Below are 17,665 nucleotides of genomic sequence, written 5' to 3' on the forward strand. Positions count from 1 at the left end.
ACCGGGCTGATGAAGCGTCTCGCGCTCAGCCTCGCGCTGCTCGCCCTCGCCGGGTGCGGGAGTGACGAGCGAACCGTCGACCCGGAAGCGCGCGCGGCCACGTTCCGCTGGGACACGACCGTCCGCGAGCGGGACAAGGAGTGGATCCTGGCGGCCGTCGATCAGGCCCGGCCCGAGGCGCGGCAGCTGATCGACGAGGTGGACGGCAAGGTGATCGTCGGCACGTACGCCGAGCCGGGCGCGCCGCACGTCGGGATCATGCAACCGCGTGAGGACGGCGACTACCAGGTGGTCTTCAACCTCGCCTACCTCAACGGGGAGCGCAAGATCGACCGGCCGACCGTCGTGCTGCACGAGCTCGGCCACGTCGTCGACGCGGCGGTCGTCCCGCCCGACCTGCGCGACGAGCTCGCCGCCGAGCTGCCGCACAGCGGTGCCTGCCTGACGACGGACACCGGCGACTGCACCTCGTCGGTCGAGCGGTTCGCCGACACGTTCGCCAAGTGGGCGCTGCGCGGCGCCGTCTCGGCGGTCGGGTCGGGCTACTCCGTGGCCTCCCCGGCCTCGCTGGAGACCTGGGGCACGCCGCTCGCCTCGCTCGCGATCGAGCTGGACGTCGCGGCGCGCAAGGCCGCTACTTGATCCGCAGCTTCTTCGTCACCGTCGTCTTGAGCGTGCCCTGCTTGAGCGAGACGGTGGCGGTGTAGGAGCCGGCCCGCAGGTTCTTCGCGAGCGCGAGGCTCACCTGCTTGCCCGGCAGGATGCGGGTGGCCTTGATCGAGCCGTTCCGCGTGCCGAGCGCGCCCTTCACGCGCACGGTGCCGCTCACCGGCTCGTTCGTGTTGCCCTGGCTGCTCACCGGCAGGACGAGCTGCTTCTTGGAGACCTTCGGCGTGCCGGCCTTGAGCTTGTACGTCTTGCTGGACGGGTGGTAACGCAGGGAGCCGACGAGCCGGTAGCCGGTGACGACGCCCTTGCGCGACTTGACGTCCTTCGGCAGCCCGACCACCTCGAGCGCGCCGTACAGCGAGCCACCGGAGGCGGTGGCGGCGAGCGTCACGTCCAGCGTGCGGGACTCACCCGGGGCGAGGGAGAAGTCCTCGGCGCTGACCTTGACCGGGCCGAGCGTGGCGCGGCGGTTGGGGCTCACCGCGCCGGTGGAGGACTGCGTCCACGGCCGCGCGTGGACGGCGACCGTCAGCGTCTCCTTGCTGCGGTTGGCGATCGTGATCGCGTCCTTGGCGCCGATCGCCGCCGTGCGCTCCACGCCGAACGGCGAGACCGAGAGCCCGCCCTCGTCGGCCGTGATGCGCGTATCGCGCGCCTGCGCGAACGCGGCCCCGCCGACCACCAGCACGCCCGTGGCCACCACTGCTGTGCGCTTCAACTGCACTCCTCAGACCCTCGCTCCACTCGCGTTCTGCCGATCAGACCTACCACGCAAGAACCCGCGGAGGACGCGATCGGAGCGGCGGACTCGTACTGTTCGGTGCCGTGACCCGTCGAGAGATCCGCTCGTGGCTGATGGACATGGATGGCGTGCTCGTGCACGAGGAGACCGCCATCCCCGGTGCCGACCGCTTCCTGGCCAACCTCCGCAAGCGCGAGGCGCCCTTCCTCGTCCTGACCAACAACTCGATCTACACGCCGCGCGACCTGGCCGCGCGCCTGCGTGCGAGCGGGCTGGACGTGCCGGAGGCGTCGATCTGGACCTCCGCGCTGGCGACTTCCAGCTTCCTCGAGAGCCAGCGGCCGAACGGCTCCGCGTTCGTGATCGGTGAGGCCGGCCTCACGACCGCCCTGCACGACGCCGGCTACACGCTCACCGAGCGCGACCCCGACTACGTCGTCCTCGGCGAGACGCGCACCTACTCGTTCGAGCGGATCGCGCTCGCGATCCGGCTGATCGTCAACGGCGCCCGCTTCATCGCGACGAACCCCGACCCGACCGGCCCCTCGCCCGACGGCCCGCTGCCCGCCACCGGCTCCGTCGCCGCCCTGATCACCCGCGCGACCGGCGTCGAGCCGTACTACGTCGGCAAGCCGAACCCGCTGATGATGCGCAGCGCGCTGAACGCGATCGACGCCCACTCGGAGACGACCGCGATGATCGGCGACCGGATGGACACCGACATCGTGTCCGGCCTGGAAGCGGGTCTGGAGACGATCCTCGTGCTCACCGGGATCAGCACGGTCGAGTCGGCGGAGCGCTACCCGTACCGGCCGTCACGGATCGTCGACTCCGTCGCGGACCTGGCCGCCCTGCTCGAGTAGAGCTATCCCCCACGCAGGCCTCGTGGTGCCCGGGGCCTGCGCGGCACGCCCGCCGCGAATACTCGGTGTCGTGCTTCCCGACGTCGGCCATCTGCTCACCGAAGCGGCGCAGGCGCTCGGATCGTGGACGTACCTGCTGGTCGGCGGGCTCGCGTTCGGGGAGACCGGCGCCGGCATCGGCCTGGTGGTGCCGGGCGAGACCGCGGTCGTGCTCGGCGGCGTCGTCGCCGCCAAGGGCGAGGTGTCGCTGCCGGCGATCCTGCTCGTCGCCTGGATCGCGTCGTTCCTCGGCGACCTGACGAGCTTCCTGCTCGGCCGCCGGCTGGGACGGCCGTTCCTCTACCGGCACGGACCGCGCGTGAAGCTCTCGACCGAGCGTCTTGAGCGCGTCGAGGGCTTCTTCGACCGCCACGGGAGCAAGGCGATCGTCGTCGGGCGCTTCGTCGGGATCGTGCGCGCGGTCTGCCCGTTCCTCGCGGGCGCCTCGAAGCTGCCGCTGCGGTCCTTCGTCCCGTACAGCCTCGCCGGCACGGCGGTGTGGGCGAGCGCGTTCACGCTCGCCGGCTACTCCTTCCACCGCTCCTTCGAGGAGGCCACGAAGCTGCTCAGCCATGGTGCGCTCGTGCTGGGCGTGCTCGCGGCGTTGGCGTTCGCTATCGCACACCAACGAGGTCGACGACGAACACGAGCGTCTCGTCCGGCCCGATGACCCCGCCGGCGCCGCGCTTGCCGTAGGCCATGTCCGGCGGGATCGTGATCTTGCGGCGGCCGCCGACCTTCATCCCCTGCACGCCCTCGTCCCAGCCGCGGATGACCTGGCCCTTCCCGAGGCCGAACTTGAACGTGTCGCCGCGGTCCCAGGACGCGTCGAACTGCTTGCCGGTCTTCCACGAGACGCCGACGTAGTGGACCTCGACGAGGCTGCCGGCCGTGGCCTCGGCGCCTTCACCGACCGTCAGGTCCTCGAGCTCGAGCTGGTAGGAGGGTGATCCCTCGGGGATCGTCACTTCGGGCTTGCTCATGCCGTGGACGTTAGTGTTCGCGGCCTGTGAGCGGAGTCGACGAGGACGTCATCGCCTGGCGGCGCCATCTGCACCGCAACCCCGAGGTGAGCTTCGAGGAGCACGAGACGTCCGCGTTCGTGGCCTCCACGCTCGAGCAGCTCGGCGTGGAGGTCTCGCGGCCGACCGGGACGAGCGTGCTCGGGCGCCTGCGCGGCGATGCGAGCGGTCCGGTGGTGGCGCTGCGCGCCGACATCGACGCGCTGCCGATCCACGAGGACAGCGGCGTCGAGTTCGCGTCCCAGCGACCGGGCGCGATGCACGCCTGCGGGCACGACGGGCACACGGCGATGCTGCTCGGCGCCGCCAAGACGCTCGCCGCCGAAGGCGTGCCGCACGGCGAGGTGCGGTTCATCTTCCAGCACGGCGAGGAGCTCGCCCCGGGTGGTGCGCGAGAGATGATCGAGGCGGGCGTGATGGAGGGCGTGGACTTCGTCTACGGCTGCCACCTGTGGACGCCGCTCGCGTACGGGAAGGTCACGGCCGTCGCGGGCGACTGGATGGCCGCGGCGGACTTCTTCGAGATCACGATCACGGGGCGTGGCGGGCACGCCGGGCTCCCCCACACCGCGGTCGACACCGTCGCGTGCGCGGCCGAGCTCGTCGGCGCGCTGCAGCACATCGTCGCCCGGCGCATCGACCCGCTGCAGCCGGCGGTGGTCACCATCGGCTCCTTCCATGCCGGTGACGCGCCCAACGTCATCCCCGGCGAGGCGCGGCTGGCGGGCACGGCCCGCTCGTTCGACCCCGACGTGCGCGGGTTGATCCCGAAGCTGATGGAGGAGATCGGGCACGGCGTGTGCGCGGCGCACGGGGCGTCCTTCGAGCTGCGCTACGTGTACGGCTACAAGCCGGTCGTCAACGACGCGGCCGCCACGGAGCTCGTGCGGTCGGTCGTGCGCGACGAGCTCGTCGACCTCGACCCGATCATGGGCGGCGACGACTTCTCCGCCTACCAGGCCGAGGCGCCCGGGTGCTACGCGTTCGTCGGTGCCGGCGGCGAGTACCCGCATCACCACCCCCGGTTCGTGATCGACGAGCGGGCGCTGAAGATCGGCACGCGCCTGCACGTGGACGTGGCACGACGGGTGCTGGGATAGGGTCCGGGCGTGGAGCGCTTCTCGATTCACGTCCCCGAGGACGTGCTGCTTGATCTGGGGCGTCGCCTCGACGCCACGCGCTGGCCCACCGACGGGCCCGGCGGAGTCGGCCTGACCGACGCGATGGAGCTCGCCGCCTACTGGCGTGACGAGTACGACTGGCGCGTCGCGGAAGACGTGCTCAACGGGTTCGAGCAATACATCGTCGACGGGATGCACTGCATCGTCGAAGGCGACGGGCCGCCGCTGCTGCTGCTGCACGGCTGGCCGTCGACCGTGTGGGAGTTCAGCCGGGTGATCGCGCCGCTGCGCGAGCACTTCCGCGTCGTCGTGCCGTCGTTGCCGGGCTACGGATGGTCGGTCGGCATGGGCCGCGCCGGCACGGCCGAGATGGCCGACGCGATGCACGCGCTGATGGGCGCGCTGGGGCACCGCGAGTACCTCGTCGCGGGCGGAGACTGGGGCGCGCACATCGGCTGCCGGATGGGCTACGCGTTCCCCGACGCGGTGCGCGCGCTGCACCTGAACATGCTGCCGATCCGCAGCCCGGAGTCCTTCTCGGACTCGGCGTCGGAGGCGCGGGAGGCGCTCGCAGAGTGGAACCGCGAGGAGGGCGGCTACATCCAGATCATGGGCACCAAGCCGCAGACGCTCGCCTACGGCCTGTCCGACTCACCCGTCGGGCTGATGACCTGGATCGCCGAGAAGTTCGACACCTGGACCGACGCGCTCGGCGTGCCGCGCGACGACGTGCTCACGACCACGATGATCTACTGGGCCACCGAGTCGATCGGCCCGTCGTTCTGGCCGTACTACGCGCGCCTGCACGGCGGCTTCACGCTCGACCAGGTGGTCCAGGCCGGCGAGAAGATCACGGTGCCGCTCACGTTCCTGGACTTCCCGAAGGAGATCGTCCACGTGCCGCGCGAGGTCGCCGCGCTGGCCTTCGAGGACATCGAGCGCTGGGAGACGCCGGACTACGGCGGGCACTTCCCGGCGTTGGAAGTGCCCGACGTGCTCGTGGAGAGCCTGCGGCGGTTCAGCCGATAGCGACGATCTTGAGCTCTTTGACGCCGCGCGGCGTCTCGAGCTTGACCGTCTCGCCGACCTTCGCGCCGGAGAGCGCCTTGCCGACGGGCGAGTCCATCGAGAGCTTGCCCTCGGCCGGCGCGGCCTCCGAGGGCGACACCAGCGTGTAGCTCAGCGTCTTGCCGGACTTCGCGTCCTCGACCTCGACCTTGCTGCCGAACCCGACCACGTCCGTCGATGTCGTGACCTCACGCACGTCCGCATTGAGCAGCTGCTCGCGGATGCGGAGGATCTTCGTCTCCAGATGCGCCTGGTCGTTCTTGGCGTCGTGGTACTCGGAGTTCTCCTTGAGGTCGCCCCACTCGCGCGCCGTCTTGATGCGCTCGGCGATCTCCTTTCGAGCCACTGTCTCCAGCTGCTCGAGCTCGTCCTGAAGCGCCTTCTGGGCCTCAGCGGTCATGACAACACGGTCGCTCAAGCTCGCCATTCTAGTCCTCGGGCTGGAAACTGCGACGCCACTCTCCGTGGTCGCATACGGTCATCAGCGCGTCCGCCACCCGGGCCCGCAACATGAAGTCCCCGGTGTCGCACACGAACGTGATCGTGCTCGGCGTGCGGGTCATCGAGATGGGCGGGCTTCCGCCTTCGGCGATGACCGTCTCCAGGCGGTCCCACGTGGCGGAGGGTTGCTCGGCGAGGATGGTGATGCGGTGTACGGCGGGCTCCATGGCCGGCAGCTTACACGAACACGTGTTCGCAGAACACCCGTTCGCCGTGCGTCAGGCGACCAGTGCGGGAACGGCGGCCGCACCCGCGGCGCCGCCGCCCGAGACCACACCCTCCCAGGCCAGGGCGAGCCGCCGGACGACGTCGCGAAGGACGTCCTCCGGCAGCGAGTAGGGAAGCCGGATGTAGCGCTCGAACGCGCCATCCACGCCGAACCGCGGGCCCGCCCCGAGGCGCACCCCGTGGCGATCGGCCAACGCGGCCAAGGCGGTGGAGCGGGGCTCGTCCAGCTCGACCCAGAGGCAGAGGCCGCCGGCCGGCAGCGAGAACCGCCACGTCGGCAGCTCGGTCCGCAGCGCGTCGACCAGCGCCGCCCGGCGGAGCAGCGCGGCCTCGCGCTGGCGGGCCAGGATCGAGTCGGCGCGGGACAGGAGCTCGACGGCCATCAGCTGCTCGAGGACGGGGCTGCCGATGTCGAGGGCGGCGCGGGCCGTGGCGAGGCGCTGGATCAGGGAGGGGTTCGCGCGAACCCAGCCGATCCGCAGGCCGGCCCAGAAGGTCTTGCTCATCGAGCCGATCGTGATCACGGTCTCGCCCGGCTCGTCGAGTGCCGCGACGGAGCGCTCGGGCGGGTGGTCGAGGTGCAAGCCGACGATCGCCTCGTCGACGACGAGCGGCGTCCGGGTCGCGCGCGCGAGGGAGACCAGCCGCTCGCGGTCGGCCTGGGGCATCGACGCGCCGGTCGGGTTCTGGTGGTCGGCGATCACGTACGCGAGGCCGGGCGCGGCCTGGCGGATCGTCGCGGCGAACATCTCCAGGTCCCAGCCGCCGTCGAGCATCGGGACGGGGACCGGGCGGGCGCCCGACGCGCGGACGGCGTCCAGCGCGGCGGCGTAGGTCGGATGCTCGACGAGCACGCGGTCACCGGGGCCGGACAGCACGCGGAGCAGCAACGTCAGCGCGTGCAGCGCGCCGGCGGTGACGAGCACCTGGTCGGGCGTGGTCGGCTCGCCGAGCCGGGTGAGATGCGCCGCGATCGCCTCGCGCAGGACGGGCAGGCCGGCCGGGTCGTACCCGGGCCCGGGCAGATGCCGCGGCAGCTCCGCGGTCGCCGCCGCCAGCGCGCGGTGCAGATCGCCCTCGGGCGCGGCGGTGGCGGCGCAGCTCAGGTCGATCACGTCGTCACCGACGGGCGCCGGCGTCGCGGCCAGCCCCGGGTCCGCGGGCAGCCTCGTCCACGACCCCGAGCCGCGCCGGCTGGCGAGGAAGCCCTCGTCGCGCAAGGCCGAGTAGGCGGCGGTCGCGGTCGTGCGGCTCACGCCGAGCGCTTCCGCGAGCTCGCGCTCGCCGGGTAGCCGCGTACGCAGCGGCAGCCGGCCGTCGAGGACGAGCAGCCGGATCGCGCGCGCGAGCGCCGCGTACGCCGCGCCGCCCGAGCGCCACTCCCCCAGCAGACGGGCTAGATGCGGGCCGGAGAGACCGCGGTCGGAGGTCATGCGGGCCACTTTCTCACGATTGGCTATGGAATTCAATGCCACTCGTGACGATCATGCTGCCCATGACCCGCCGCCTGCTGCAGCTCTACGCCGGACTCGTCCTGTACGGACTCAGCATGGCGCTGCAGGTCCAGGCGATGCTCGGACTCGGCCCGTGGGACGTGTTCCACGAGGGCGTCGCCAACCACACCGGGCTCAGCTTCGGCACCGTCGTGATCATCACCAGCGTCGCCGTCCTGCTGCTGTGGATCCCGCTGCGGCAGAAGCCGGGCCTCGGCACGATCAGCAACGTGTTCGTCGTCGGCCTCGCCGCCGACTTCGGCCTCTCGTTCATCCCCGAGTCCAGCGCCCTGCCGGTGCAGATCCTGATGCTGGCCGCGGGCGTCGCGCTCAACGCGGTCGCCGGCGCGGCCTACCTGGGAGCCGCCTTCGGCCCCGGCGCCCGCGACGGCCTGATGACGGGCTTCGTGGCCAAGACCGGAGCGTCCGTCGGCAAGGTTCGCACCGGGATCGAGCTGACGATCATGGCCATCGGCTTCGCGCTCGGCGGGACCGTCGGCCTGGGCACCATCGTCTACGCGCTGTCGATCGGCCCGCTGCTGCAGCTGATGATCCCCAGCTTCAGAACCACGCAGGTCGCGACCGCGACTTGACATCCAGCTCTGTACCGGTAAAGTCTTTACCGGTACAGATGTCAGCCCGCCCCACACTCGCCACGATCGCCGAAGCCGTCGGCGTGTCCCGCATGACGGTCTCGAACGCGTTCAACCGTCCGGACCAGCTCTCCCCGGAGCTGCGCGAGCGCGTGCTCGCGACGGCGCGGCAGCTGGGCTACGCCGGACCGGACCCGGGCGCGCGAGCCCTCAGCAGGGGCAGGACCGGCACCGTCGGCGTGATCATCGACGCCCCGCTCACGCTCGCCTTCAGCGACCCGGCAGCGGTGCAGATGCTGCACGGCGTCGCGTCGGTGTGCGAGCTCGAGAAGCTCGGCATGTCGCTGGTGCCGCGGATCGCCGGCACGGACGCCGAGCTGGTCAAGACCGCGCTGGTCGACGGCTTCGTCGTCTACTGCGTCGGCGACGACGACCCCCGGCTGGACGCGGTCCGCGCGCGGCACCTGCCGTACGCGATGATCGACTACGAGCCGGGCAAGGCCGAGCGCACGGTCAACGTCGACGACCGCGAGGGCGCCCGCCGGACGGCACAACACCTCGTCGACCTCGGCCACCGGCGGTTCGGCATCGTGCTCGGTTGGGAGAACCCCGCGACGTCCGTCGCGGACGCGCTCGCCAGCATGCAGTACCACGTGGACCGCGAGCGCCTGGCCGGCTGGTCGGAGGCCATGCAGGCCGCCGGCGTGCCGTTCGGCAGCGTCCCGCTCGCCTCCGCGCCGGGCTTCGACCGTGCGGCCGGCCGCGTCGCCGGCGGCAAGCTGCTCGACCGCGCCGACCGGCCGACGGCGATCGTCTGCATCTCCGACCTGATGGCCCTCGGCGTCCTCGAGGCCGCTGCGGAACGCGGCGTCGCGGTTCCCCAGCAGCTCTCCGTCGCCGGCTTCGACGACATCCCGGCGGCCGCCCGCGCCGGCCTGACGACCGTACGCCAGCCCCATCAGGAGAAGGGCGCCGCGGCGCTTCGCCTCCTGCTCGACACCACCACTCCCCAAGCCTCGGTCCTCCTCCCCACCGAGCTCGTTCCCCGCTCATCCACAGCCCCCTCCCCATAGCGATGTTCCCCACCGGCAACACCCACATGGACGCCCAGCGCGCCTTCGACAAGGCGTCCCGCGCGCAGCGGCGCTCCGCGATCGTCAACCGCCTCCGCCGCCAGTGCGCGGAGTGCCTGCGCCTGCAGGTCCACGACACGACCTTCCGCGCCGTCCGCCACGCGAGCGGCGTGAAGGAGATCCCGCTCGAGGAGATCTCGGCCACGGTCGAGCCGGCCCGCGCGCGCCAGTTCGACGCCGACTTCCGCCCGTCCGGCAAGCGCACCCGCGCCCGCTGGGAGCGGCTGTGGGTGGCCGAGCAGCGCGGCGAGGTGATCCCGCCGATCAGCGTCGTCCGCACCCACGCGGGCTACGCCGTGATCGACGGCCACCACCGCGTCTCGGTGGCCAAGTCGCGCGGCGCGATCACGATCGACGCCGTCGTCAGCGCCGCATGAACTGATCGAGCCCGGCCCGGGCGGTGCGCCGGACCTTGGACCGCAGCAGCGGCGTCCACCCGAGCACCAGCCCGGCCGGCCCGAGCGCCTGCCGTGACCAGCGCCAGAAGCTGAACGAGTCCGCGTGCTCGACGATCAGCCCGTCGCGCACGACGAACGACGCGTGCACGTCGTTGACCACCCGCCGCCCGGTCTGGGTGAACGTGTAGCGGGCGATCCAGTGCGCCGACGAGGCGTCGTGCGCCACGAGGTCGACCTCCAGGTCCTCCGCGCGTGAGGTGAGCATCCGCCACATCTGGCCGGCCTCGACGCCGGTCAGCTCCCCGAAGGCGGGATCGCGGAAGCGCGCGTCGGGCGCGTACAGGGACGCCATCTCGTCCCCGTCGCGACGAGCGAACGCGTCGTACAGCCGAGCCACGACATCCATGGCCGGTTATCGTGACGGATCGATGCCGCGCGTGCTGATCGCCGACGACGACCCCGTGATGCGGATGCTGCTCACCGCGGTCGTCGACAACGATCCTGCCCTCGAGCTCGTCGGCGCCGCCGAGGATGCCCCGCAGGCGGTGGAGCTCGCGCGGCAGCACGGCCCGGACGTCGTCCTGCTGGACGTCGAGATGCCGGGCGGCGGTGGCCCGCACGCCGCGCGCGAGATCAAGCGGCTGTCCCCCACCACGCGGGTGCTGGCGCTGAGCGCGCACGCGACCGGCGAGCAGCGCGACGCGATGGAGACCGCGGGCGCCGACGGCTACGTCGTCAAGGGCACGCCGCCCGCCGAAGTCGCGAAGGCCCTACGCGGCCACTAACGCCCGCGCACGCCCGGCGTGCTTGGCGTCGTAGAGCGCGGCGTCGGCGCGCGCGAGCAGCGCGTCCTCGTCCTCGAGGCCGTCCCAGACGGCGATGCCGGCCGACGCGGTCTGCGCGAACGGCACGACCGCCAGCAGGCGCTCGACCACGGCCTGCGCGCCGTCGGCGTCCGAGTGCGGGAGCAGCACGGCGAATTCCTCGCCGCCGTAGCGGGCGAGCGTGTCGGTGGCGCGCAGCTCGGGGCGCCACGCCTCGGCGGCGGCCGCGAGCAGGTCATCCCCGGCCTGGTGACCGTGCTGGTCGTTGTAGGCCTTGAAGCGGTCCAGGTCGAGCATCGCCAGGCACAGCGAGCCGCCATGGCGGCGGGCGCGTTCGAGCTCGCGGGCGACGTCCTCGTCCCACACGCGGCGGTTCGGCAGCCCGGTCAAGGGGTCGGTGCGCGCCGTCGACTGCAGCCGGGCCAGCAGATCGGTGCGGTGGATGGTGATCGCGGCCTCGGCGGCGAGCAGGCGCAGCAGCTCGGCGTCACGCGCCGACAGCTCCGCGCGCCGCGCCGTCCAGCCGACCGCCAGCACGCCGACCGCGTGCCCGTCCCGCAGCACCGGCACCCAGGCGGCGGAGGTCGAGCCCGCGACCGCCTGGCAGCTGACCGCCCGCGCGTCCTGGAACACGTCGGGCACGTGGACGAGCTCGCCGGTCAGGTACGCCTCGGACGTGATCGCACGCGCGTCGATCCCGACCGACATGCCGAGCACGGCCGCGCCGACCGCGGCCGACACGGTCAGGGCCTCGCCCCGCGCGGTCGGCTCGAGCAGCACGACCGAGGCCGCGCCGGTGACGTCCCGCGTCGCGCTGCACAGCGCGGTGCGGGCCGCGAACAGGTCGTTCTCGGCCGCGAGCTGGTGCGCGACCTCCGACAGCGTCCTGAGGTCCTCGGCCTGCGCCGCCACGCGCGACTCGGCCTCGCGCCGCTGCAGGAACGACGTGACCTGGCCGCCGATCGCCTCGAGCAGGCGTACGAGCCCGCCCTCGGGCTCACGTGGGGCGCGCGAGAGCAGGATCACGACGCCGGTCGGCACGCCGTGTGAGCGCAGCGGCAGCGCGACCGCCGACTGGAGGCCGTCAGCCACGGCCTCGTCGCGCCGCAGGCTCGCCGGGTCGCCGCCCACATCGGCCTTCCACACGGGCACGCGCGACATCCACGCCATGCCGGGGAAGCCGTCGCCGACCTCGTAGGACAGCCAGTCGCCGGCACCCAGGTAGCGCTCGAGGTCCACGCCGGAGGCGCTCCAGGAGGAGAAGCGGCGCAGGCGCTCGTCGTCGCCCATCCGCCACAGCTCCGCGCCGTCCCAGCCCAGCTCGTGGCCGAGCACCTCCAGGAGGGCCGGGCCGACGTCCTCGAGCGTCTCCATCGAGGTCAGGCGGCGCATCACGGCCTGCTCGGCGGCCACGTGCTGGCGCGCGCGGCGCTCGTCGGTGACGTCGCGCATGACCCCGACGAAACCGGTCGGAAGGCCGTCCCAGCCACTGATGGCCCGCACCTGCACCTCGCCCCAGCGCTCCGCGCCCGCGACCGTCAGGTAGCGATGCGCGTGGCGCAGCCCGGCGCGCTCTCCGCTCAGCAGCGGGGCGAACGCCAGCGCGTGCTCGGCGCGGTCGTCCGGGTGCACGAACTCCCAGACGGGACGGCCGAGCGACGCCTCGACGGTGTAGCCGGTCGCGGTCGACCAGGCATCGGTGAGGTGCGTCCAGCGCCCCTGGGCGTCCGTCTCGAACACGCAGTCGCTGACGGTGTCGATCACCCGGCGGTGGCGCTCCTCGCTGCGGCGCAGGCGCGTTTCGGCGTCACGGAAGTCCGTCAGGTCGGCGCTCACCATCACGGCACCGAGCTTCTCGCCCGACGGGCTGAGCACGGGCCCGCCGCTGGCCAGCACGGTGCGGCGCACGTCGCCCGCGTCGAGCATGACCTCCACGTTGCGCAGGCGCTCACCGCGCAGCGCCCGCAGCAGGGGCGTCTCGTGCGGGCCGAGCGGGCGGCCGTCGAGGTGGCACAGGCCGAAGTGCTCCGCCCACTCGAGCGGGTGCAGATCGTCGTCGACGGTGGAGCCGTCGAAGGCGTGCAGGCGGCCGCCGGCGTCGGCCACGTGCACCCGGTCCCCGAGCTCGTTGAGCACGGCGCGCAGGAACAGCTCGCGCTCCTCGAGCGAGCGGCGCAGCGCGCGCTCGTCGGTGATGTCGCGCATCACGAGCGCCGCGTGGGTGATCTCGCGCGCCTCCGCGAACGGCAGCACGTCGACCCGGTACACGCGCCCGTTGCGCGAGCTGACGATCTCGACCGTGCCGGAGTGCCCCTTCAGCGCCTCCCCGAGCAGGACCAGCAGCGTCGCGTGGCGCTCGCCGTCGAGCACCTCCGGCAGCCGCCGGCCGAGGAACTCGTCACGCGCCCAGCCCGAGCGCTCCAGCGCCTCGCCCTCGAGCTCGACGACGCGCAGGTCACGGTCGACGAGCGAGAGCGAGATGCTGCTGTCGTGGACGGCGAGCCGGCGCATCCGCCGCTCGGCGAAGCGCGCGGCGTCACGGGCGCGCGCGGCACGCCAGGCCAAGCCGATCGCGGCGACCGCGATCAGCACGACCAGGGTGAGCGCGATCACGCCCGGTCCTCGAGCAGCGCGGCGCGCAGCGCGTCACGCGTGTCCGCGAAGACGCGGTCCAGCGCGTCCAGCTCGGCCGGCGCCGCGGCGCACGACTGCTCGACGTCCTGGGCGAGCTTGGCCATGAACGCGGCGCCGATGTTCTGGCACGAGCCCTTGAGCTTGTGCGCGGTGCGGCGCACGGCCTCGCCGTCGCCGGCGGTCGCGCACTCGCGCAGCTCCACCAGCAATGGCGGCGTGCTGTCGACGAACAGCTCGATCAGCTGGTCGACGATCTCGGGGTAGTCGTCGCGGAAGATCCGCATGCGAGCGTCGTCGACGAGCGCGTCGAACGGATCCCGGGCCAGCGTGCCGGCGGCGCTCTCGGCTTCGCTCCCGTCCGACGTGGCACCGAGGACGCGCTTCAGGACGGCGTCGAGCTCCTCCGGGCGCAGCGGCTTGGACAGGTAGTCGTCCATGCCGGCGGCGAGGCAGCGCTCACGGTCGCCCTTCATGGCGTGCGCGGTCATGGCGACGATCGGCAGGCGCGCCTTGCCCGGCTCGCGGCTGCGGATGGCCGCGGTCGCGGCGTAGCCGTCCATCTCGGGCATCTGGCAGTCCATGAACACGAGCGCGTAGGAGCGGACCGACAGCATCGTCAGCGCCTCGCGGCCGTTGCCGGCGCACTCGACCGCGTAGCCGCGCTTGGCGAGCATCGCCTGGATCACGCGCTGGTTGACGGCGTTGTCGTCGACGACGAGGATCGCCTCGCCGCCCGCCGCCGGCGTGAGTGCCGTCGTGGGCGCGGCGGCCTGCTCCGGCGTGGCGCCGAGCGCCTCGGAGACGACCTCCAGCAGGCGCTCGCGGCGGACCGGCTTCTGCAGGTAGGCGGTGATGCCGGCCTCGCGGGCGTCGCGGCTGCGGTCGCTGGTCGAGGTGAGCATGACGAGGCCGGTGTCGCGCAGGGACGGCGCGAGCTGGATCGCGCGGGCGAGCTCGATCCCGTCCATCCCCGGCATCTGGCCGTCGAGCACGACGACGTCGAACGGCTCCCCGGCGCGCGCGGACTCGTGCATGACCTGCAGCGCGGTCGTGCCGGCGTCGACGCTGCGGCAGGCGACGCCCGGGAGCGCCAGGTAGGCCTCCAGGATCGCGCGGTTGGTGGCGTTGTCGTCGACGACGAGCACGTTGAGGGTCTCGGGCAGCGTGCGCGCGCGGGCGGCGGGCCGCGGCATCGTCGGCTCGCCGAGCAGGGCGGTGAAGGTGAAGGTCGAGCCGGTGCCGGGCGTCGAGGTGACGTCGATCTGGCCACCCATCAGCTCGGCGAGCTGGCGCGAGATCGCCAGGCCGAGGCCGGTGCCGCCGTACCGCCGGGTGGTCGACGTGTCGGCCTGCGCGAACGAGTCGAAGAGCTTGGTGATCGCCTTGCGCGAGATGCCGATGCCGGTGTCCGTGATGTCGAAGCGCACGCGGTCGCGGTCGGCCGTGACGCGCACCGCGACCTCGCCGGCCTCGGTGAACTTGATCGCGTTCGAGAGCAGGTTGGTGAGGACCTGGCGCAGGCGGCCGCGATCGCCGTTGACCATCGTCGGGACGGCGTCGTCGATCCAGGTCAGCAGCTCCAGGCCCTTGCCGTGGGCCTGCGGCGCGAGCATCTCGCAGGTGTCCTCGACGGCTTCGCGAAGATCGAAGTCGTGGTGGTCGAGCTCGAGCTTGCCGGCCTCGATCTTCGAGAAGTCGAGGATGTCGTTGATGACGTCGAGCAGCGCCTCGCCGGAGGTGGCCGCGGTCTGCGCGTACTCGCGCTGCTGAGCGCTGAGCTCGGTGCCGAGCAGCAGCTCGGTCATGCCGATCACGCCGTTGAGCGGCGTGCGGATCTCGTGGCTCATGTTGGCCAGGAACTCGGACTTCGAGCGGGACGCGTCGACGGCCTCGGCGAGGGCGCGGCGGCGGTCGCTGACGTCGGTGCCCATCGTGCCGGTCGCGTAGACGGCACCGTTCTCCGTCGTCATCGGGAACTTGACGACGTGGAACGCGCGCCCGTCGGTGTGGTTGTCGCGCTCGAACTCGGTGGCCTCGCCGGTGCGGAGGATCTCCAGGTCGGTGACGCGCAGGTTCGCCGCGATGTCGGGCGGGAACAGCTCGTCGTCGGTCTTGCCGATCACGGGCTCGCCGACCTGGCCCATGCTCTCGCGCCAACGCTCGTTGACGAGCAGGTAGCGGCCTTCGCGGTCCTTGACCGCGATCGTCGTCGTCGTGTGGTCGAGGATGCCGTGCAGGCGGTCGGACTGCACGCGCAGGTCCTCCTCGCGCGCGGCGAGCGCTTCGGCCATCGCGTTGAACGAGCGCGCGAGCTGGCCGATCTCGCCCGGGCCGACGGCGACGACGCGCGTGTCCAGCGCGCCGCGCTCGAGCCGCTCGGCGGCGCGGCTGACACGGCGGACCGGGATCAGCACGCGACGGTTGAGGGTGTACGCGAGGCCGACGAGCAGGAGCACGGACAGCACGGCACCGCCGGCGCCGAGCACGATCATCCGCTCGCGCAACTCCTGCGCGCGGGCGCGGCGGTCGAGCGTGATCCCCTGCTGCTCGGTGCTGAGCGCGGCGAACTCGCCCCGCAGCTCGTCCAACCGCTCCTTGCCCTGCGTGGTGGCCTCGAGCATCGTCGGATGGGCGGACCCGTTGACGAGCGGCTCGGTGTAGTCGTGGACGTACGCGTTGAAGTGCTGGCTGATCGCCTTCACCCGCGCGTCGGTCGAGCCGTCGCTGAGCATCATGATCCGGGCGAGCTGCGTGGTGACGGAGCGGCGCCCCTGCTCGTACGGCTCCAGGAACTTCCGGTCACCGGTCAGCAGGAAGCCGCGCACCCCGGTCTCGAGGTCGACCGCGGTGCGCTCGAGCTGGATCGTCGCCTGCGTCATCGCGGTCGTCCGGCGCTGCGCCTTCGACACGGTGTCGAGCGAGCGCACGGAGATCAGCATCAGCGCGAACATGCCGGCGACGACCACCGCGATCAGGACGAGGGCGGCGAGGATGGGCCCGCGCAGGCTGCGCGGACGGACGCGGTGGAGGGACCGGACGGACATCTCAGTACCATCCATCGGCCGGAACGCCCGAAGGGTGTAGTCGGCGTGAGGGTCGCACGGTCAGCGACCAGACTTGGACCAGCAGTTCGTTGAAGATCCTCATCGTCGATGACGAGCCCGGAACGCGGCTGATGGTCGCGTCGATGGTCCGCCGCCTCGGGCACGCGGTGCTCGAGGCCGAGGACGGCGGCGACGGCTGGCACCGCTTCCAGGCCGAGCGCCCCGACGTCGTCATCACCGACTGGGCGATGCCCGGCCTCGACGGCACCGAGCTCACCGCCCGCGTCCGCGGGATCGAGGGCGGCGGCTACACGTACATCATGGTCCTGAGCGCCCGTGTAGACGAGGAGGCTTCGCGTGACGCGGTGCGCGCCGGCGCCGACGACGTGCTCGCCAAGCCGCCGGACCCCGCGGAGCTCGAGCGCGGGCTGATCGCCGCCGAGCGGCTCGTGACCATGCACCGGCGGATGACCAGCGACGCGCGGCGGGACCCGATGACCGGCGCCGGCTCGCGCCTGCGGCTCGACGAGGACCTGCTCGCGCTGTGCGCACGCGTCGTCCGCTATGGGCACGCCTACTGCGTGGCGATGATCGGCGTGCAACCCGGCGGGGACGACGCCGTCCGCCGCGCCGGTGCCGCGCTCGCGCACCAGATCCGTTCCGGGGACGTGCTCTACCGCTACGGGCCCGCGCAGTTCGTCGTCCTGCTGCCCGAGCAGGGCCTGGACACGGCGAGCCTGGCCGCGAACCGCCTGCGGGAGGCGACCGAGCAGGCCGTGCCCGAGGGCACGAGCGTCAGCGTCGGGATCGTCACCACCGGCTCCGAGCCCGAGCCCGGCCCGCTGCTCGCCGCCGCGGAGGCGGCGCTGGCGCAGGCCGCGACCAGCGCGGCCGGCGTGGTCGGCCAGGGTGGCGACCGGGGCAACGCGATCCGCCTGCTGCTGGCCGACGACGACCCGGTGTCCCGCCTGATGCTCGGCGCGATCCTCAAGCGCGAGCCCGGCTTCGACCTCGTCGGCGAGGCCGAGGACGCCGCTCAGGCGATCGAGCTCGCGCTGCGGCGGCGCCCGGACGTGGTGCTGCTCGACGTCAACATGCCGGGCGGCGGCGGCGCGAGGGCCGCGGTGGAGATCCGCGAGGGCCTGCCGGACGTGAAGATCGTCGCGATCAGCGCCGACGACTCGCAGGGCTCCCAGTACGACATGATGCGCGCCGGGGCCGTCGGGTTCCTCGCGAAGGGCTCCCCGGACGAGGAGATCCTTCGCGTGATTCGCTCCTCAGCGCGCTGGTAGG

General features: G+C 72.5%; 18 protein-coding genes. 10 read left to right on the forward strand and 8 right to left on the reverse strand.

Annotation, left to right across the window (positions count from 1 at the left end; all coding sequences use genetic code 11):
- Positions 1 to 9: 9 nt before the first annotated feature.
- A complete protein-coding gene (locus C8N24_RS29150; RefSeq protein ID WP_121256857.1) occupies positions 10 to 642 on the forward strand; it encodes a hypothetical protein in 633 nt (210 codons plus the stop codon).
- Here C8N24_RS29150 and C8N24_RS29155 read toward each other — a convergent pair.
- Positions 635 to 1,387: a hypothetical protein gene (locus tag C8N24_RS29155; protein ID WP_147448038.1), complete on the reverse strand. Its 753-nt coding sequence runs from the start codon at positions 1,385 to 1,387 to the stop codon at positions 635 to 637. The two genes, C8N24_RS29150 and C8N24_RS29155, sit on opposite strands and share 8 nt — an antisense overlap.
- Positions 1,388 to 1,524: 137 nt before the next feature.
- Here C8N24_RS29155 and C8N24_RS29160 point away from each other — a divergent pair, with 137 nt between their 5' ends.
- Both C8N24_RS29160 and C8N24_RS29165 read left to right on the forward strand, forming a co-directional pair.
- Positions 1,525 to 2,274, forward strand: coding sequence for an HAD-IIA family hydrolase (locus C8N24_RS29160; protein ID WP_121256862.1), 750 nt, complete (start codon positions 1,525 to 1,527; stop codon positions 2,272 to 2,274).
- Between the two features lie 70 nt (positions 2,275 to 2,344).
- Positions 2,345 to 2,983, forward strand: coding sequence for a DedA family protein (locus C8N24_RS29165; protein WP_170179501.1), 639 nt, complete (start codon positions 2,345 to 2,347; stop codon positions 2,981 to 2,983).
- On the opposite strand, the gene C8N24_RS29170 is transcribed toward C8N24_RS29165, so the two are convergent.
- Entirely contained in the window at positions 2,928 to 3,296 is a 369-nt protein-coding gene (locus C8N24_RS29170) for an FKBP-type peptidyl-prolyl cis-trans isomerase (RefSeq protein WP_121256867.1), read from the reverse strand. The genes C8N24_RS29165 and C8N24_RS29170 overlap by 56 nt on opposite strands.
- Before the next feature lie 26 nt (positions 3,297 to 3,322).
- Between C8N24_RS29170 and C8N24_RS29175 the strand changes: the two genes are divergently transcribed.
- Positions 3,323 to 4,435 carry an amidohydrolase gene (locus tag C8N24_RS29175; RefSeq protein WP_121256870.1) on the forward strand — a complete coding sequence of 371 codons (1,113 nt, stop codon included), beginning with the start codon at positions 3,323 to 3,325 and terminating at the stop codon, positions 4,433 to 4,435.
- A 9-nt stretch (positions 4,436 to 4,444) separates the two neighbouring features.
- Entirely contained in the window at positions 4,445 to 5,485 is a 1,041-nt protein-coding gene (locus C8N24_RS29180; RefSeq protein ID WP_121256873.1) for an epoxide hydrolase family protein, read from the forward strand.
- Here C8N24_RS29180 and greA read toward each other — a convergent pair.
- Genes greA through yczR form a run of 3 tightly spaced genes read right to left on the reverse strand, consistent with a single transcriptional unit; the run spans position 5,475 to position 7,686 of the window.
- A complete protein-coding gene (gene greA, locus C8N24_RS29185; protein WP_245972007.1) occupies positions 5,475 to 5,924 on the reverse strand; it encodes a transcription elongation factor GreA in 450 nt (149 codons plus the stop codon). The genes C8N24_RS29180 and greA overlap by 11 nt on opposite strands.
- A 28-nt stretch (positions 5,925 to 5,952) precedes the next feature.
- On the reverse strand, positions 5,953 to 6,192 hold the full coding sequence (locus C8N24_RS29190) for a hypothetical protein (RefSeq protein ID WP_121256878.1): 240 nt from the start codon (positions 6,190 to 6,192) through the stop codon (positions 5,953 to 5,955).
- Positions 6,193 to 6,243: 51 nt separating this feature from the next.
- A complete protein-coding gene (gene yczR / locus C8N24_RS29195; RefSeq protein ID WP_121256881.1) occupies positions 6,244 to 7,686 on the reverse strand; it encodes a MocR-like transcription factor YczR in 1,443 nt (480 codons plus the stop codon).
- A gap of 62 nt (positions 7,687 to 7,748) precedes the next feature.
- Between yczR and yczE the strand changes: the two genes are divergently transcribed.
- From yczE to C8N24_RS29210, 3 genes are read left to right on the forward strand one after another with little or no spacing between them, the layout of a single operon-like run.
- The gene (yczE, locus tag C8N24_RS29200) at positions 7,749 to 8,339 is read left to right on the forward strand and encodes a membrane protein YczE (protein ID WP_121258109.1); all 591 of its coding nucleotides are present in this window, start codon (positions 7,749 to 7,751) and stop codon (positions 8,337 to 8,339) included.
- A 38-nt stretch (positions 8,340 to 8,377) separates the two neighbouring features.
- The gene (locus C8N24_RS29205) at positions 8,378 to 9,412 is read left to right on the forward strand and encodes a LacI family DNA-binding transcriptional regulator (RefSeq protein ID WP_121256884.1); all 1,035 of its coding nucleotides are present in this window, start codon (positions 8,378 to 8,380) and stop codon (positions 9,410 to 9,412) included.
- 2 nt (positions 9,413 to 9,414) lie between these two features.
- The gene (locus C8N24_RS29210) at positions 9,415 to 9,849 is read left to right on the forward strand and encodes a ParB N-terminal domain-containing protein (protein ID WP_121256888.1); all 435 of its coding nucleotides are present in this window, start codon (positions 9,415 to 9,417) and stop codon (positions 9,847 to 9,849) included.
- Here C8N24_RS29210 and C8N24_RS29215 read toward each other — a convergent pair.
- The gene (locus C8N24_RS29215; RefSeq protein WP_121256891.1) at positions 9,836 to 10,276 is read right to left on the reverse strand and encodes a nuclear transport factor 2 family protein; all 441 of its coding nucleotides are present in this window, start codon (positions 10,274 to 10,276) and stop codon (positions 9,836 to 9,838) included. The two genes, C8N24_RS29210 and C8N24_RS29215, sit on opposite strands and share 14 nt — an antisense overlap.
- A gap of 22 nt (positions 10,277 to 10,298) precedes the next feature.
- On the opposite strand from C8N24_RS29215, the gene C8N24_RS29220 reads away from it, so the two are divergent.
- Positions 10,299 to 10,655 carry a response regulator gene (locus C8N24_RS29220; RefSeq protein WP_170179502.1) on the forward strand — a complete coding sequence of 119 codons (357 nt, stop codon included), beginning with the start codon at positions 10,299 to 10,301 and terminating at the stop codon, positions 10,653 to 10,655.
- On the opposite strand, the gene C8N24_RS29225 is transcribed toward C8N24_RS29220, so the two are convergent.
- Together C8N24_RS29225 and C8N24_RS29230 are read right to left on the reverse strand one after the other, a co-directional pair.
- The gene (locus C8N24_RS29225) at positions 10,641 to 13,307 is read right to left on the reverse strand and encodes a diguanylate cyclase domain-containing protein (protein ID WP_121256899.1); all 2,667 of its coding nucleotides are present in this window, start codon (positions 13,305 to 13,307) and stop codon (positions 10,641 to 10,643) included. The two genes, C8N24_RS29220 and C8N24_RS29225, sit on opposite strands and share 15 nt — an antisense overlap.
- Positions 13,304 to 16,372 (reverse strand): response regulator, encoded by a 3,069-nt coding sequence (locus tag C8N24_RS29230; protein ID WP_170179503.1) that lies wholly within the window; start codon positions 16,370 to 16,372, stop codon positions 13,304 to 13,306. Before C8N24_RS29230 ends, C8N24_RS29225 begins: the two co-directional genes overlap by 4 nt.
- Before the next feature lie 89 nt (positions 16,373 to 16,461).
- Between C8N24_RS29230 and C8N24_RS29235 the strand changes: the two genes are divergently transcribed.
- Positions 16,462 to 17,664 (forward strand): response regulator, encoded by a 1,203-nt coding sequence (locus C8N24_RS29235; RefSeq protein ID WP_121256904.1) that lies wholly within the window; start codon positions 16,462 to 16,464, stop codon positions 17,662 to 17,664.
- The last annotated feature ends 1 nt before the right edge of the window (position 17,665 follow it).

This window comes from Solirubrobacter pauli, assembly GCF_003633755.1.
GTDB lineage: Bacteria > Actinomycetota > Thermoleophilia > Solirubrobacterales > Solirubrobacteraceae > Solirubrobacter > Solirubrobacter pauli.